At 61.9% G+C, this 14,844-nt stretch carries 12 protein-coding genes; 10 read left to right on the forward strand and 2 right to left on the reverse strand.

Annotation, left to right across the window (positions count from 1 at the left end):
- Nucleotides 1-5 precede the first annotated feature (5 nt).
- Nucleotides 6-1,004 carry an alpha/beta hydrolase family protein gene (locus AC3B5Q_RS01850; RefSeq protein ID WP_021782718.1) on the reverse strand — a complete coding sequence of 333 codons (999 nt, stop codon included), beginning with the start codon at nt 1,002-1,004 and terminating at the stop codon, nt 6-8.
- Nucleotides 1,005-1,099: 95 nt separating this feature from the next.
- Here AC3B5Q_RS01850 and AC3B5Q_RS01855 point away from each other — a divergent pair, with 95 nt between their 5' ends.
- The 9 genes from AC3B5Q_RS01855 (at nt 1,100) to trpE (ending at nt 11,960) form a co-directional block, all read left to right on the forward strand.
- The gene (locus AC3B5Q_RS01855) at nt 1,100-3,487 is read left to right on the forward strand and encodes a PAS domain-containing sensor histidine kinase (protein ID WP_021782719.1); all 2,388 of its coding nucleotides are present in this window, start codon (nt 1,100-1,102) and stop codon (nt 3,485-3,487) included.
- Nucleotides 3,488-3,494: 7 nt separating this feature from the next.
- The gene (locus AC3B5Q_RS01860; RefSeq protein ID WP_173401663.1) at nt 3,495-4,127 is read left to right on the forward strand and encodes a response regulator; all 633 of its coding nucleotides are present in this window, start codon (nt 3,495-3,497) and stop codon (nt 4,125-4,127) included.
- A 295-nt stretch (nt 4,128-4,422) separates the two neighbouring features.
- A complete protein-coding gene (locus tag AC3B5Q_RS01865; protein WP_021782720.1) occupies nt 4,423-5,547 on the forward strand; it encodes an ABC transporter ATP-binding protein in 1,125 nt (374 codons plus the stop codon).
- A 40-nt stretch (nt 5,548-5,587) separates the two neighbouring features.
- Nucleotides 5,588-6,622, forward strand: a complete 1,035-nt coding sequence (locus AC3B5Q_RS01870) for an ABC transporter substrate-binding protein (RefSeq protein WP_021782721.1) — start codon at nt 5,588-5,590, stop codon at nt 6,620-6,622.
- Nucleotides 6,623-6,682: 60 nt separating this feature from the next.
- On the forward strand, nt 6,683-7,930 hold the full coding sequence (locus AC3B5Q_RS01875) for an ABC transporter permease (protein ID WP_021782722.1): 1,248 nt from the start codon (nt 6,683-6,685) through the stop codon (nt 7,928-7,930).
- A 10-nt stretch (nt 7,931-7,940) separates the two neighbouring features.
- The gene (locus AC3B5Q_RS01880; RefSeq protein WP_021782723.1) at nt 7,941-8,768 is read left to right on the forward strand and encodes an ABC transporter permease; all 828 of its coding nucleotides are present in this window, start codon (nt 7,941-7,943) and stop codon (nt 8,766-8,768) included.
- A 151-nt stretch (nt 8,769-8,919) separates the two neighbouring features.
- Nucleotides 8,920-9,594, forward strand: a complete 675-nt coding sequence (rpe, locus tag AC3B5Q_RS01885) for a ribulose-phosphate 3-epimerase (protein WP_003255539.1) — start codon at nt 8,920-8,922, stop codon at nt 9,592-9,594.
- Entirely contained in the window at nt 9,591-10,409 is an 819-nt protein-coding gene (locus tag AC3B5Q_RS01890; protein WP_021782724.1) for a phosphoglycolate phosphatase, read from the forward strand. Before rpe ends, AC3B5Q_RS01890 begins: the two co-directional genes overlap by 4 nt.
- 69 nt (nt 10,410-10,478) lie before the next feature.
- Complete coding sequence (trpE, locus tag AC3B5Q_RS01895) at nt 10,479-11,960, forward strand: anthranilate synthase component I (protein ID WP_021782725.1); 1,482 nt, start codon at nt 10,479-10,481, stop codon at nt 11,958-11,960.
- A gap of 32 nt (nt 11,961-11,992) precedes the next feature.
- Here trpE and estP read toward each other — a convergent pair whose 3' ends face one another.
- Nucleotides 11,993-13,882, reverse strand: coding sequence for an esterase EstP (gene estP, locus AC3B5Q_RS01900; protein WP_103443393.1), 1,890 nt, complete (start codon nt 13,880-13,882; stop codon nt 11,993-11,995).
- Nucleotides 13,883-14,249: 367 nt separating this feature from the next.
- Here estP and AC3B5Q_RS01905 point away from each other — a divergent pair, with 367 nt between their 5' ends.
- Complete coding sequence (locus tag AC3B5Q_RS01905; protein WP_003255531.1) at nt 14,250-14,843, forward strand: aminodeoxychorismate/anthranilate synthase component II; 594 nt, start codon at nt 14,250-14,252, stop codon at nt 14,841-14,843.
- The last annotated feature ends 1 nt before the right edge of the window (nt 14,844 follow it).

Consider the following 14,844-nt stretch of genomic DNA (forward strand, 5'->3'; position numbering starts at 1 on the left):
CGAACTCAACCCTGAGGGCTTATCCACCCCCGCACCCGGCGGAACAATTGCTCTTGTTCCGCCGCTTTGTTTCCCGGTATGGCGATCAACGACAACTGGCGATACTGGCTATCCTTCTGCCGCTTGCTGGCCTGCAGGCGTTGCTGGGCTGCGTTGCGGTCAGCGCTGCGGGTGGCGTAGTAGATATCAGCTGTCGGTACCTTCAAGGTTGGGGCCAGGCTTTCCAGATCATGCTCCACCCGTGCAGGTGTCTGAGCAGCAACCATCACCAGTTTTTGTACCTGCGGTGGCTGCTTCTCGCTCAGGTAGCGCGCCGCCCAATATGCACCGCTACCATGGCCGATCAGTACGATGCTGCGGGCGTTGTGTTGCTGGGCGAACGCCACGGCGGCATCCAGGCGGGCGAAGATGCGTTCGGCATCTGCCGGGTCGGACTGCTCGCTGGCTTGTTCGGCGTCGGTGCTTTCTGCCGTGTCGGCATCGGCTGCCGTGGCTTGGGCCACGTTGGCGTTGGCGTCGGCCGGCACGTCCTTGGCCGGTGCGCTTTCGCCTTTGTCTTGCGCAGGCGCTGCAGGTGGTGCGGTTTCGACCCGCGCTTGCGGGCTGTCGGCGAGCAGGTCGGGCAGGCTGACGCTCAGGCTGTGCCAGCCGATATCAGGGAATTTTTGCCGCAGTGGGCCGACTGCATTTGGCCAGTCGGCCGTTTCGCCAGCACCGGGGACAATGATCACTGCCCCTTGCGGATCGTTGTCGTTGGCCGGCTTCCACAGGGCCAGGAAGCTGTCGGCACCGGCCTGAAGGGTCTGCTGCTCAGCTTTGGGCAGCAGCCGCTCCAGCGCCAGGGCATCCTCTTGGCTGCGTTCCAGCAAAGGGGGGCGTGGGGCTTCGGCAGCCGGTGCCACGGTACTTGCAGGTGGTGTTTCGGCATCAGCGGCCAGGGCGCCGAGTGGAAGGACCGAGGCTAGGCAGCACAGTGCCAGCGTCGTGCGATAAAGTGTGGACATGAGTCAACCCAAGGCCAGAATGAAACCGGCAGCCTAATAGTATTTGCCCGTGACGGCCATGCTGCATGGTCGTCTTTGCCAAGTCGAGCGTATAGATGAAGCGAGTGCGTCGCCTGTTGGTTATCGGCTGCTTGTGGCTGCCCTTGATTGTCTGGGCCAAGCCCGAGGCGCTGCCCTCTGTGGTGCTGGAGCCTGATCAGCAGCAGTGGCTGGACACCCACCGCAGTTTGCGTGTCGGCCTGGTGTTGCAGGCGCCCTACGCCCAGTTCGACCGGCGTCTGCAGCAACTTTACGGGGCCAATGTGGAACTGGTGAACAGCCTGGCGCAGGCGCTGCGGCTGGACCTCACCTGGCGTAACTTCAGCGACCAGGCCAGTTTGGAACATGCCCTGCAGCGCGGCGAAATCGACTTCGCCCCTGGCCTTACCCAGACGCCGGCCAGCCTGCGGCTGTGGCTATTCAGCGACCCGTACATGCGCGTGCCACAACTGGTGGTGGGGCCGCGCACCGGGGCCATGGCCGTGGAGCTGGAAAAGCTTGAAGCCGAGCAACGCGTGGCGGTGCGCATGCCCAGCCCCCTGGCGGATTACCTGCGCGGCAACTACGGCAACCTCAACCTGCAGGGGGTGCCAGACGATCGTGAGGCCTTGCAACTGGTGGTCGGTGGCCAGGCCAGTTTCGCCGTGCTGGATGAAGCGCAGCTCAGCCGCCTGTCGCGCGAGAGCGAGTTCGGTGAGCTGGCGGTGGTCGGCGATGTCGGCTTGCCGCAGCTGTTGCGTATCGGTTCGCGGCGCGACTGGCCGCTGCTGGCCGATGTACTTGAACGTGGCCTGCAGGCACTGCCGGCCAAGGAGCTGGAACAACTGCATCAGCGTTGGTTGCAGCCGAAATACCCGCGCCTGAGCGAGTCGCCTGGCTTCTGGCAGAACATCGCCTTGCTGTTCGGTATGTTGCTGCTGTGTGCCATGGCCACACTGGTGTGGCAACGCCGGCAGCAGCGCCAGCTGGAGCGCAGCCTGTTGGCCGCGCGGGAAAGCCTTGTGGAGCGCCAGGTGCGCGAAGAGGCGTTGCGCCTGAGCCAGTTCGCCATCGATCAGAGCACCGTGGGTATCCTCTGGGTCAATTGGGACAGCCATGTGCGTTACGCCAACCATGCTGCCGAGCGCATGTTGGGCTACACCGAGGGTGAACTGCTGGAGCGGCCGCTGAGCGACTTCGAGCCAAGCCTGAACATGGACCGCTGGCTAGAGCTGTGGAAGGGCGCGCGTACGGGGGCGGGTGGTGTCGGTCAGTTTGAGACGCAGTGCCGGCGGGCTGATCAAAGCTTGCTACCCGTGGAGCTGTCGCTGAGCTTTCTGCGTTTTCGTGACTCCGAATATCTGGTGGTCTACCTCGCCGATGTTACCGAACGCCACCGCGCCCTGGCGGCCCTGCGCGAAAGCGAGGCGCGGCTCAAGGGCATTGCTGGCAACGTACCCGGGTTGGTGTTTCGCCTGGAGCGTGACCCGGCAGAGGGCGATCTGGAGTTCCCCTATATCAGCGAGGGTAGCGAGGCGTTGGTGGGTTATGCGCCCAGCGAGATCCAGCAGCCGCAGATGGGGCTGCGCAACCTGGTACACCCCGAGGACCGTGCTGATTATCACAGGGTACAGGACCTGGCCTTGGCCAGCGACCAGGACTGGTCCTGGCAGGGGCGCATCCTCACCCGGCAGGGCGAACAGCGCTGGGCCGATATCAAGGCCAGCGCCCGGCGCCTGGGCAACGGCCAGGTGGTGTGGGACGGTGTAGTCTGGGACATCACACAGGGCAAGCGGGCCGAGCTGGCGCTGGCGAAGTCCCAGGAGCAGCTGCGCGAACTCTCGGCCCACCTGGAGAGCGTGCGTGAAGAAGAAAAAGCCCGTATCGCCCGGGAAGTGCATGATGAACTGGGGCAGATGCTGACCGTGCTCAAGCTGGAAGTGTCGATGTGCGAGCTGGCCTATGCCGAACTGGACCCAGGCCTGAATGAACGCCTGGCGAGCATGAAACGCCTGATCGCCCAGTTGTTCCAGTTGGTGCGCGATGTCGCCACTGCCTTGCGTCCGCCGATCCTCGACGCCGGTATTGCCTCGGCCATCGAATGGCAGGCGAGGCGTTTCGAGGCGCGCACGCAAATCCCCTGTCTGGTGCAAGTACCCGATAATCTGCCAGCATTGAGTGATGCCAAAGCCACCGGGCTGTTTCGTATCCTCCAGGAGGCGCTGACCAATGTGATGCGTCACGCCCAGGCACACAGCGTGGAGATTGAACTGGTACGTGAGGGCGGTCAGTTGCGCATGACGGTCAGCGATGATGGCCAAGGCTTTTGCCGCGAGCAGACCCGGCCCACCTCGTTTGGCCTGGTGGGTGTGCGCGAGCGGGTGCTGATGATGGGGGGGAGCATGGCGCTGGACAGTGAGCCGGGTGAAGGCACCAGCCTGAGCGTGGCCATTCCGTTGGAGTAGGAGAGCAATCGTGATTCGAGTACTGGTGGCCGAAGACCACACCATTGTCCGTGAAGGCATCAAACAGTTGATTGGCCTGGCCAAGGACATGCAAGTGGCGGGGGAGGCCGGTAACGGCGAGCAGTTGCTCGAAACCCTCCGCCACACACCGTGCGAGGTGGTACTGCTGGATATCTCCATGCCGGGTGTGAACGGTCTGGAAGCGATCCCGCGTATCCGTGCGTTGCACGATGCGCCGGCGATCCTGATGCTGTCGATGCACGATGAGGCGCAGATGGCGGCGCGGGCGCTGAAGGCCGGTGCTGCGGGCTATGCCACCAAAGACAGTGATCCGGCGCTGCTACTGACGGCGATTCGTCGGGTGGCGGGTGGTGGACGTTATATCGACCCGTCGCTGGCCGACCGCATGGTGTTCGAAGTGGGCCTGACCGAATCCCGGCCGTTGCACACATTGCTCTCGGAGCGGGAGTTTTCGGTGTTCGAGCGCCTGGCCCAGGGCGCCAACGTCAACGACATTGCCCAGCAGTTGGCGCTGTCGAGCAAGACCATCAGCACCCACAAGGCGCGCCTGATGCAGAAGTTGAAAGTGAACTCGCTGGCGGAGCTGGTGAAATACGCCATGGAGCACAAGCTGGTCTGATTGCGACATACGCAATCGTTGAACCTGTCGAGGCCCTTGTGGGAGCGGGCGTGCCCGCGAAAGGGCCTTGCCGGTTGATTTCTATGGTTGCACCGGCCTCTTCGCGGGCATGCCCGCTCCCACAGGTTCGGTGGACTGCTTTGGAGCGCATTCCAATCCCGCCATCTTTGTAGGGCGATCCCTACAACAAGTCTTCCATCCGGATGATGGCATTCTCTCACTACCCCCGATTTTCGGGCGCTTGCGTCTCTTCTACTCTTTTGCCTACGCAGTCATCCAACAAGAAGGTGCAGGCATGAGCGAGGCGAAGTCGAACGCTGCAACCGGCGAAACGCTGGTCAGCTTCCGTGGTGTGCAGAAGAGCTACGACGGCGAGTCGCTGATCGTCAAAGACCTCAACCTGGATATCCGCAAGGGCGAGTTCCTCACCCTGCTTGGCCCGTCCGGCTCCGGCAAAACCACCAGCCTGATGATGCTGGCGGGCTTCGAGACCCCCACCGCCGGCGAAATCCAGCTTGGCGGCCGCTCGATCAACAATGTGCCGCCGCACAAGCGTGATATCGGCATGGTGTTCCAGAACTACGCGCTGTTTCCGCACATGACCGTGGCCGAGAACCTGGCCTTTCCGCTGACCGTGCGCAACCTGAGCAAGACCGATATCAGCGAGCGGGTCAAACGTGTGCTGAACATGGTCCAGCTCGACGCTTTCGCCAAACGCTACCCCGGCCAGCTGTCTGGCGGCCAGCAGCAGCGTGTGGCGCTGGCCCGGGCATTGGTGTTCGAGCCTCAGCTGGTGCTGATGGATGAGCCACTCGGCGCACTGGATAAGCAACTGCGCGAACACATGCAGATGGAAATCAAGCACATTCACCAGCGCCTCGGTGTGACCGTGGTGTACGTAACCCATGACCAGGGCGAAGCGCTGACCATGTCAGATCGCGTGGCGGTGTTCCACCAGGGCGAAATCCAGCAGATCGCCGACCCGCGCACGCTCTACGAAGAGCCTTGCAACACCTTCGTCGCCAACTTCATCGGCGAGAATAACCGCATTAACGGCACCCTGCTGGCCAGCGATGGCAACCGTTGCCAGGTGCAGTTGCCTCGCGGCGAGCGGGTTGAGGCGCTGGCGGTGAATGTCGGCCAGGCCGGCGAGCCGGTGACCCTATCGATTCGCCCGGAGCGCGTGCGCCTGAATGGCCACAGTGAAAGCTGCGTCAACCGGTTCTCTGGCCGTGTGGCCGAATTCATTTATCTGGGCGACCACGTGCGCGTGCGTCTGGAAGTCTGCGGCAAGGGCGACTTCTTCGTGAAGCAGCCTATTGCCGAGCTCGACCCGGCATTGGCCGTGGGCGATGTAGTACCGCTGGGCTGGGAGGTGGAGCACGCCCGCGCGCTCGATCCGATTGCCGAAGCCCATTGATGGATTGCTTCACCAACCCTGTACTGTGGAGAGAATAATAATGCGTAAGCAGTTGAAACTGACCGCCCTGGCGTTGGGGCTGTTCACCGCTGGCCAGGCCATGGCCGCAGACCTCACCGTGATCTCGTTCGGGGGCGCCAACAAGGCTGCCCAGGCCAAGGCGTTCTACGAGCCATGGGAAAAAGCGGGTAATGGCAAGATTGTCGCGGGTGAGTACAACGGCGAAATGGCCAAGGTCAAGGCGATGGTCGACACCAAGAGTGTGTCGTGGAACCTGGTAGAGGTTGAGTCGCCAGAGCTGGCGCGCGGTTGCGACGAGGGCATGTTCGAAGAGCTAGACCCGGCCCTGTTCGGTAACGAGTCCGATTATGTGAAGGGCGCCATCCAGCCGTGCGGCGTAGGTTTCTTCGTTTGGTCCACGGTCATGGCCTACAACGCTGACAAACTGAAGACCGCACCCACCAGCTGGGCGGATTTCTGGGACACCAAGAAATTCCCTGGCAAGCGCGGCCTGCGCAAGGGCGCCAAGTACACCCTGGAGTTCGCCCTGATGGCCGACGGTGTGGCACCGAAGGACGTGTATCAGGTACTGGGCACCAAAGAGGGTGTGGACCGCGCCTTCAAGAAACTCGATGAACTCAAGCCCAGTATCCAGTGGTGGGAAGCGGGTGCACAGCCGCCACAGTTCCTGGCCTCTGGCGACGTGGTCATGAGTTCTGCCTACAACGGGCGTATTGCCGCTGTGCAGAAAGAGAGCAACCTCAAAGTGGTGTGGAACGGCGGCATCTACGACTTTGATGCATGGGCGATCCCTAAGGGTGCCAAGAACGTCGAAGAGGCGAAGAAGTTCATCGCCTACAGCGTCAAGCCCGAGCAGCAGAAGATCTACTCCGAGAACATCGCCTATGGCCCGGCCAACTCCAAGGCCGTGAGTCTGCTGTCGGACGAAGTGAAGAAAGACATGCCGACCACGCCTGAGAACATTGCCAACCAGGTGCAGATCGACGTGGCGTTCTGGGCCGACAACAGCGAGCAGCTGGAGCAACGCTTCAACGCCTGGGCGGCGAAGAAGTAAACGTCCAGTGTGTGGGGCCGCAGAGCGGCCCCCATTTCAGCCTGTATTGCGGAGTTCGCCATGGCCATTGCAGTGCCCCTCAAAGAAGGCGCAGATCCAAGTCTCAAGCAGCGCCTCAAACACGCCGAGCGGGTAAACCGCTGGAAGGCGCAGGCGTTGATCGCGCCGCTGGCGCTGTTTCTTCTGCTGGTGTTCCTGGTGCCGATTGCGGCGCTGCTGTACAAGAGCGTCGGTAACCCGGAAGTGGTCGGCGGCCTGCCGCGTACGGTGGAAGTCATCAGCCAGTGGGATGGCAAGAGCCTGCCTGGCGAGGACGTTTACAAGGCGCTCAGCCAGGACCTGGCCGAGTCGCGCAAGAACCATACCCTTGGTGACCTTTCCAAACGCTTGAACATGGAGCTGGCCGGCTACCGCAGCTTGTTGACCAAGACTGCCCGGGCATTGCCATTCAAGGCTGAGCCTGCCTCTTATAAAGACGCTTTGCAGGCTGTCGACGAGCGTTGGGGTGACCCGGCTTATTGGCAGGCGATACGCCGTAATACCAGTTCGGTGACTTCTTTTTACCTGCTGGCCTCGGTTGACCACCGCATCGATGACCTTGGTGAACTGGCCAAGGCCACCCCGGACCAGGCCATTTACCTGGACATTTTTGTCCGTACCCTGTGGATGGGGGTGGTGATTACCACTATCTGCCTGGTACTGGCCTACCCTCTGGCCTACCTGTTGGCCAACCTGCCTACCCGGCAGAGCAACCTGCTGATGATTCTGGTGCTGTTGCCTTTCTGGACATCGATCCTGGTGCGGGTGGCGGCCTGGATCGTGCTGCTGCAGTCGGGCGGCCTGATCAACGGCGCGCTGATGGCCATGGGCATCATCGACCAGCCGCTTGAGCTGGTGTTCAACCGCACAGGCGTCTACATCTCGATGGTGCACATTCTGCTGCCGTTCATGATCCTGCCGCTGTACAGCGTGATGAAGGGGATTTCCCCGAGCTACATGCGTGCGGCAATCTCGCTGGGCTGCCACCCGTTCGCCAGTTTCTGGCGGGTGTACTTCCCGCAGACCTACGCCGGTGTTGGCGCCGGTTGCCTGCTGGTGTTCATCCTGGCCATCGGTTACTACATCACCCCGGCGCTGCTGGGTAGCCCCAACGACCAGATGGTCAGCTACTTCGTCGCCTTCTACACCAACACCAGCATCAACTGGGGCATGGCCACCGCACTGGGCGGGCTGTTGCTGCTGGCGACCGTGCTGTTGTACCTGATCTATAGCTGGCTGGTCGGCGCCAGCCGCCTGCGCCTGAGCTGAGGAGCCTGTCATGCTGAGCCCATACATGTCGCCCGTGGAGCGGGTCTGGTACTACAGCCTGCGCATTCTCTGTGGCTTGATCCTGCTGTTCCTGATCTTGCCAGTGCTGGTGATCGTGCCGCTGTCATTCAACAGTGGCAGCTTCCTGGTGTACCCGCTGCAGGGCTTCTCGCTGCAGTGGTATCAGGACTTCTTCGGCTCGGCCGAGTGGATGCGGGCGTTGAAGAACAGCATCATCGTTGCCCCGGCGGCCACGGTGCTGGCCATGGTGTTCGGCACCTTGGCGGCCATCGGCCTGACCCGTGGCGATTTCCCCGGCAAGTCGCTGGTGATGGCGTTGGTGATCTCGCCGATGGTGGTGCCGGTAGTGATCATCGGGGTGGCCAGTTACCTGTTCTTCGCTCCTCTGGGCATGGGCAACAGCTTCATCTCGCTGATTCTGGTGCATGCGGTACTGGGTGTGCCGTTCGTCATCATTACCGTGTCGGCGACGCTGCAGGGCTTCAACTACAACCTGGTGCGCGCGGCGGCCAGCCTGGGAGCCTCGCCTCTGCTGGCTTTCCGCCGGGTGACCCTGCCGCTGATCGCGCCCGGTGTCATCTCGGGAGCGTTGTTTGCCTTTGCCACCTCGTTTGACGAGGTGGTGGTGACGCTGTTCCTCGCCGGGCCGGAGCAGGCAACCCTGCCGCGGCAGATGTTCAGCGGTATTCGCGAGAACCTGAGCCCGACCATTGCCGCGGCGGCGACCTTGCTGATTGCGTTCTCGGTGGTGTTGCTGCTTACCCTGGAATGGTTGCGTGGGCGTAGTGAGAAGCTGAGGACCCAGCAGCCGACCTGATGATGGTTTGCCTGTGCCGGGCTCTTCGCGGCTAAAGCTGCGAAGGGGCCGGCACAGGTTGCGCTGGTCGACACCAATTGATACCAATCAGCCTTGATCGCTTTCCCTGAGTTACAATGCGCGCCACCGTGACTTTGCCAACAGGTGCGCCATGCAGCCCTACGCTATTGCCCCCTCCATTCTCTCCGCCGATTTTGCCCGCCTGGGTGAGGACGTCGACAAGGTATTGGCTGCGGGTGCAGACATCGTCCACTTCGATGTCATGGACAATCACTATGTCCCCAACCTGACCATCGGCCCTATGGTTTGCACCGCTCTGCGCAAGTACGGCGTCACTGCGCCGATCGACGTGCACCTGATGGTCAGCCCGGTTGATCGCATCATTGGCGACTTTATCGAAGCGGGTGCCACCTACATCACCTTCCACCCTGAAGCCACACAGCACATCGACCGTTCGCTTCAGCTGATCAAGGATGGTGGCTGCAAGGCTGGCCTGGTGTTCAACCCGGCCACCAGCCTGGATGCCCTGAAATACGTGATGGACAAGATCGACATGGTGCTGCTGATGAGCGTCAACCCGGGCTTCGGCGGGCAGAAGTTCATCCCCGGCACCCTCGACAAGCTGCGCGAAGCGCGTGCGCTGATCGACGCCAGTGGCCGTGATATCCGTCTGGAGATCGATGGTGGCGTGAACGTCAACAACATCCGCGAGATCGCTGCCGCTGGCGCCGACACCTTCGTGGCCGGCTCGGCGATTTTCAACGCCCCGGACTACCAGGAAGTTATCGCCAAGATGCGCGCCGAACTGGCCCTGGCCCGCCCATGAGCGGCTTCGAGCAGCTGTTCCCGGGGACGCTGCCCAGGCTGGTAATGTTCGATCTGGACGGTACCCTGATCGATTCCGTGCCTGATCTGGCCGCCGCTGTGGACCGCATGCTGCTCGAACTGGGGCGCCCGCCTGCTGGCCTTGAGGCGGTGCGCCACTGGGTTGGCAATGGCGCCCAGGTGCTGGTGCGCCGCGCGTTGGCGGGTGGCATCGACCATGCCGAAGTGGACGATGCGCTGGCAGAACAGGCGCTGGCGCTGTTCATGGACGCTTATGCCGAAAGCCATGATCTGACCGTGGTCTACCCCGGCGTACGGGACACCCTGCGCTGGCTGCGCAAGCAGGGCGTGGAGATGGCGCTGATTACCAACAAGCCTGAGCGCTTCGTTGGCCCGCTGCTGGACCAGATGAAGATCGGCAATTTCTTCCGCTGGATCATTGGTGGCGACACCTTGCCGCAGAAAAAGCCCGACCCGGCGGCGTTGCTGTTCGTCATGCAGATGGCCGGTGTTACCCCGCAGCAATCCCTGTTTGTGGGTGATTCGCGCAGTGACGTGCAGGCGGCCAAGGCGGCTGGCGTGCAATGCGTGGGCCTGACCTACGGCTATAACCATGGCAGGCCGATCGACGATGAATCCCCCAGCCTGGTAATCGACGACTTGCGGGCATTGCTGCCCGGTTGCGCAGACCCGGCCACTGGGATAACGTTGGCGGACCTTCAAGCCTCACAAGACAGAGAGTCCACCGTGGCGGTTACTGGCAAATTCTGGATGAAAGTCATCAAGGCCTTGGCCCGTTGGCGTTGGCGCGCCTGACTTCAGCCTGCCGGCGTGTGCCGGCCCGTCCGTTTGCCTGACCTATTGCTGCTTGCCACGAGACTACTCATGAACCACGAAGAATTCCTGCGCCTGGCTGCTGCCGGCTACAACCGTATTCCCTTGGCCTGTGAAACCTTGGCCGACTTCGACACGCCGCTGTCGATCTACCTGAAACTGGCTGACCGGCCCAACTCGTACCTGCTCGAATCGGTGCAGGGCGGCGAGAAGTGGGGCCGTTACTCGATGATCGGCTTGCCATCGCGTACGGTGATGCGTGTGCATGGCTACCATGTCAGCATCCTCCAGGATGGCGTCGAGGTGGAAAGCTGTGAGGTCGAAGACCCGCTGGCATTCGTTGAAACCTTCAAGGACCGCTACAAAGTTGCCGATATCCCCGGCCTGCCGCGCTTCAATGGCGGGCTGGTCGGCTACTTTGGCTACGATTGCGTGCGCTATGTGGAAAAGCGCCTAGGCGCCAGCCCCAATCCGGACCCGCTGGGCGTACCCGATATCCTGCTGATGGTGTCCGACGCGGTGGTGGTGTTCGACAACCTGGCGGGCAAGATGCACGCCATCGTGTTGGTCGACCCAGCTGAAGATCAGGCTTTCGAACAGGGCCAGGCGCGCCTGCAAGGCTTGCTGGAAACCTTGCGTCAGCCAATCACCCCGCGCCGCGGTCTGGACCTGAGCGGCCCGCAGGCAGCCGAGCCGGAATTCCGCTCCAGCTACACCCGCGAGGATTACGAAAACGCCGTCGGTCGTATCAAGGAATACATCCTGGCCGGGGACTGTATGCAGGTGGTGCCATCGCAGCGCATGTCGATCGACTTCAAGGCTGCGCCTATCGACCTGTACCGCGCGCTACGCTGTTTCAACCCGACGCCGTACATGTACTTCTTCAACTTCGGTGACTTTCATGTAGTCGGCAGCTCGCCCGAGGTGTTGGTACGTGTCGAGGACAACCTGGTCACCGTGCGCCCGATTGCCGGTACCCGCCCGCGTGGTGCGACCGAGGAGGCCGACCGTGCGCTGGAAGACGACCTGCTGTCGGACGACAAGGAAATTGCCGAGCACCTGATGCTGATCGATCTGGGCCGCAACGATGTGGGCCGTGTGTCTTCGACCGGCAGTGTGCGCCTGACCGAGAAGATGGTGATCGAGCGTTACTCCAACGTGATGCACATTGTCTCCAACGTTACTGGCCAGTTGCGTGAAGGCCTCACGGCGATGGATGCACTGCGGGCGATTCTGCCGGCTGGCACCTTGTCGGGAGCGCCGAAGATCCGCGCGATGGAAATCATCGACGAGCTGGAACCTGTCAAGCGTGGGGTATACGGCGGTGCAGTCGGGTATTTTGCCTGGAACGGCAATATGGATACCGCAATTGCCATTCGTACTGCAGTGATCAAGGACGGCGAGCTGCATGTGCAGGCCGGTGGCGGCATCGTTGCCGACTCGGTGCCGGCGCTGGAATGGGAAGAAACCATCAACAAGCGCCGGGCGATGTTCCGTGCGGTGGCGTTGGCCGAGCAGACTTCGGCCAAATAATTTGCCTGGGGCCGCAAAGCGGCCCCAGCAATTTAGAAGTCCACACTAACCCCCAGGCTAATGCCCTGCTGCGTCAACTCATCACTTTTGCGCCAGTTGTAGTTCCCGCGCAAATGCACCCCCGCCACCAGTTCGTGGCTTACTCCCAGGCTCGCCCGGGTCAGGTCGCTGTGTGGTGTGTACCCGCTCAGGGTGAAGTCATTTGCCGGCAAGCTGGTCAGGTGCATCGTCACATCCTGCTCGTCGTCCTCGAACTCATGCTCCTGTGCCACCTCGGCGAAAAGCCGGGTACCTGGCAGTACCTGCACGCTGCCCAGCAGCCCCACGCCCAGGCGGCGTGAAGTGCGCTCCTGGTCATCGAAGGCAAGCGCCGTCGAGCGCCCGCTCTTCTCGTCGTAGCCATCCACCTTCACCCGCGCATAGTCGACACTGATGAACGGTGCCAACTGCCAGTTGCTGGTGTCGGCCGCCAGGTTGTAGCCCAGCCGCCCGGACAATGCCCAGGCTTCGCCGTCGGTGTCGCCCTTCTCACTGCGGTCATTCACACCCAGGGCGAAGGTACGCTTGAGATCGCTGTAGTCCAGGTGCCCGGCGGTCAGCGCTGCGTCGGCCCACCAGCGGTCCTGGCGGTATTGGGCAAAGGCACTGGCCATATAGCTGTTCAGCTTGTAGTCCGAGTCCTGTTCGCCAGCTTCCAGCTTCTGCCGGTACGCACCGCCGGCCAGGCCCAGGCGCCAGGCGTCGTTCAGGCGATAGCTGCCGCCAAAGGTCAGGTTGTAGCCGCGACCGTCACCGCTGGCCGCGCTGTGCTGGCCGTCGAAGTCCAGGTCCTGAGCGCCGCTGGCGACAAAGGCTTGCCATTGGCCAACTGCTTGCCAAGGCGTCTGCCACTGATTGCGCAACTCATCCTGGTGAGCCCGCAGACTGGCGTGGGCCATTTCCGGTAGCAGGGTCAGTTCCCAAGGGGCAGCGAGGATCGAGTAGGCGTAATCGGCAATCAGTTGTTGGCCCGCGATGGTCGGGTGTACCGAGTCGTTGAACAGCAGTTTGGTCGGGTCTGGCGTTGTACCGTTGATCCCGTACACCGGGTTTTCCACGCAACTGTCTCCGCTGTAGCAGGTGCCGACAAGGTTCTGGTCGCTGGCCAGGCCGAACTGGCTGGGGCTGGCCAACGCCTCGCTCAACAGCGTAGGGATGTTCAGTGGAATGATCTGGGCATCGATCTGCCCCAACTGGCTGATCAATGACTGGTTGAACGCAGCGGAGAGCAGTGACAGTGGGTTTTGCTGTGGTGTGCCGCTGAAATTGGGTGTTTGGCCGAGGTCAGGCAGTAGCCAGACCATGATGTAGCGCGCACCTCCTTGCTGAAGCGCTTGGGCGCTGGCAGCCAGGCGGGCGCCGGCGGCTACGGCGTCGGCCGGGCTATTCACCAGGCCCTGCAGGAAGTCGTTACCGCCGCCTGTCAGATAGTACAAGGCATTTGGGTCGGCGCGCAGCCCGTTGGCCAGGTAGCCGGGGCGCTCGCGCAGCACCAACCCGGCATTGGGGTTTCCAGGTGGGATGACGGTCTCGGACGTTGTCGTGATCGAGTCCAGGATCTGCTGGGTGGTGTACCCGCCGACTGCCCAGTTATTACCATCGGGGCTGATGCCTATTGATGTCGACGGGTTCAGGTCGCCTGGCGCGACCCCCAGGCGGCTACCGAGGATCATCGGTGACACTGGGGCAAAGTTGCCGTCGGCATCGCGGTTGGTGAAACGCGCGCCTGGGGTACCGCCGCCCAGGTCGGGAAACTGCCCTGCATCGGCGAGACTGTCGCCAAATACGACAAGGGTGGAATAGGGCGAAGGGCCTGCCAACGCCTGGCTGCAGGCCAAGGCCAGTGAAGCGAGGGTAAAGCGCAATAACGGGGCTTTTCGCATCAGGGAACATCCTTTTCTTTGTTTTTATAAGGACAACCCCATCGACCTTAGCAAATCGTAGTGCTTCCCTCCCAAGTCCATTCGTTTCCCCGTGTTTACAGGCATATTGCGCCCGTCGCCCCGGTAGGCTACTGTGCCGGGACGTATGAGCGAGACCTATCCTGTGTTGATCGTCAGCAAACTCTTGATGCGCGTAATCAAGGCCCACGCCCGTTGGCGTTGGCGCGCCTGACTTTATCTCCTGCCGGCCCGCCCGGCCCGTCCCCGTTTGCCTTCTCGTTTACCGCCTGTTGTGGCAAAGCCGCGCCTGTGGCTGGTGCAGGAAGGTTCGAATCATGAAGTCAGTAGATTCAAGAGGTTTAACACCATGTTACTGATGATCGACAATTACGACTCATTCACTTACAACGTCGTTCAGTACCTTGGCGAGCTGGGTGCCGAGGTCAAGGTCATTCGCAATGACGAAATGACAATCGCCCAGATCGAGGCCCTCAACCCTGAGCGCATCGTCGTATCCCCGGGGCCGTGCACCCCAAGCGAAGCGGGCGTGTCCATCGAGGCCATCCTGCACTTTGCTGGCAAGTTGCCAATCCTCGGCGTATGCCTGGGCCACCAGTCAATCGGGCAGGCTTTTGGCGGCGACGTTGTACGTGCACGCCAGGTCATGCACGGCAAGACCAGCCCGGTGTATCACCGCGACCTGGGCGTGTTCGCCAGCCTTAACAACCCGCTGACCGTGACCCGTTACCACTCGCTGGTGGTAAAGCGTGAAACCTTGCCCGACTGCCTGGAAGTTACCGCCTGGACCTCTCATGCTGACGGTTCGGTCGATGAGATCATGGGCCTGCGCCACAAGACGCTGAATATCGAAGGGGTGCAATTCCACCCTGAGTCGATCCTGACCGAGCAGGGCCATGAACTGTTCGCCAATTTCCTCAAGCAGACCGGCGGCCGCCGTTAAG

It is taken from the genome of Pseudomonas sp. D5(2026), assembly GCF_057766845.1.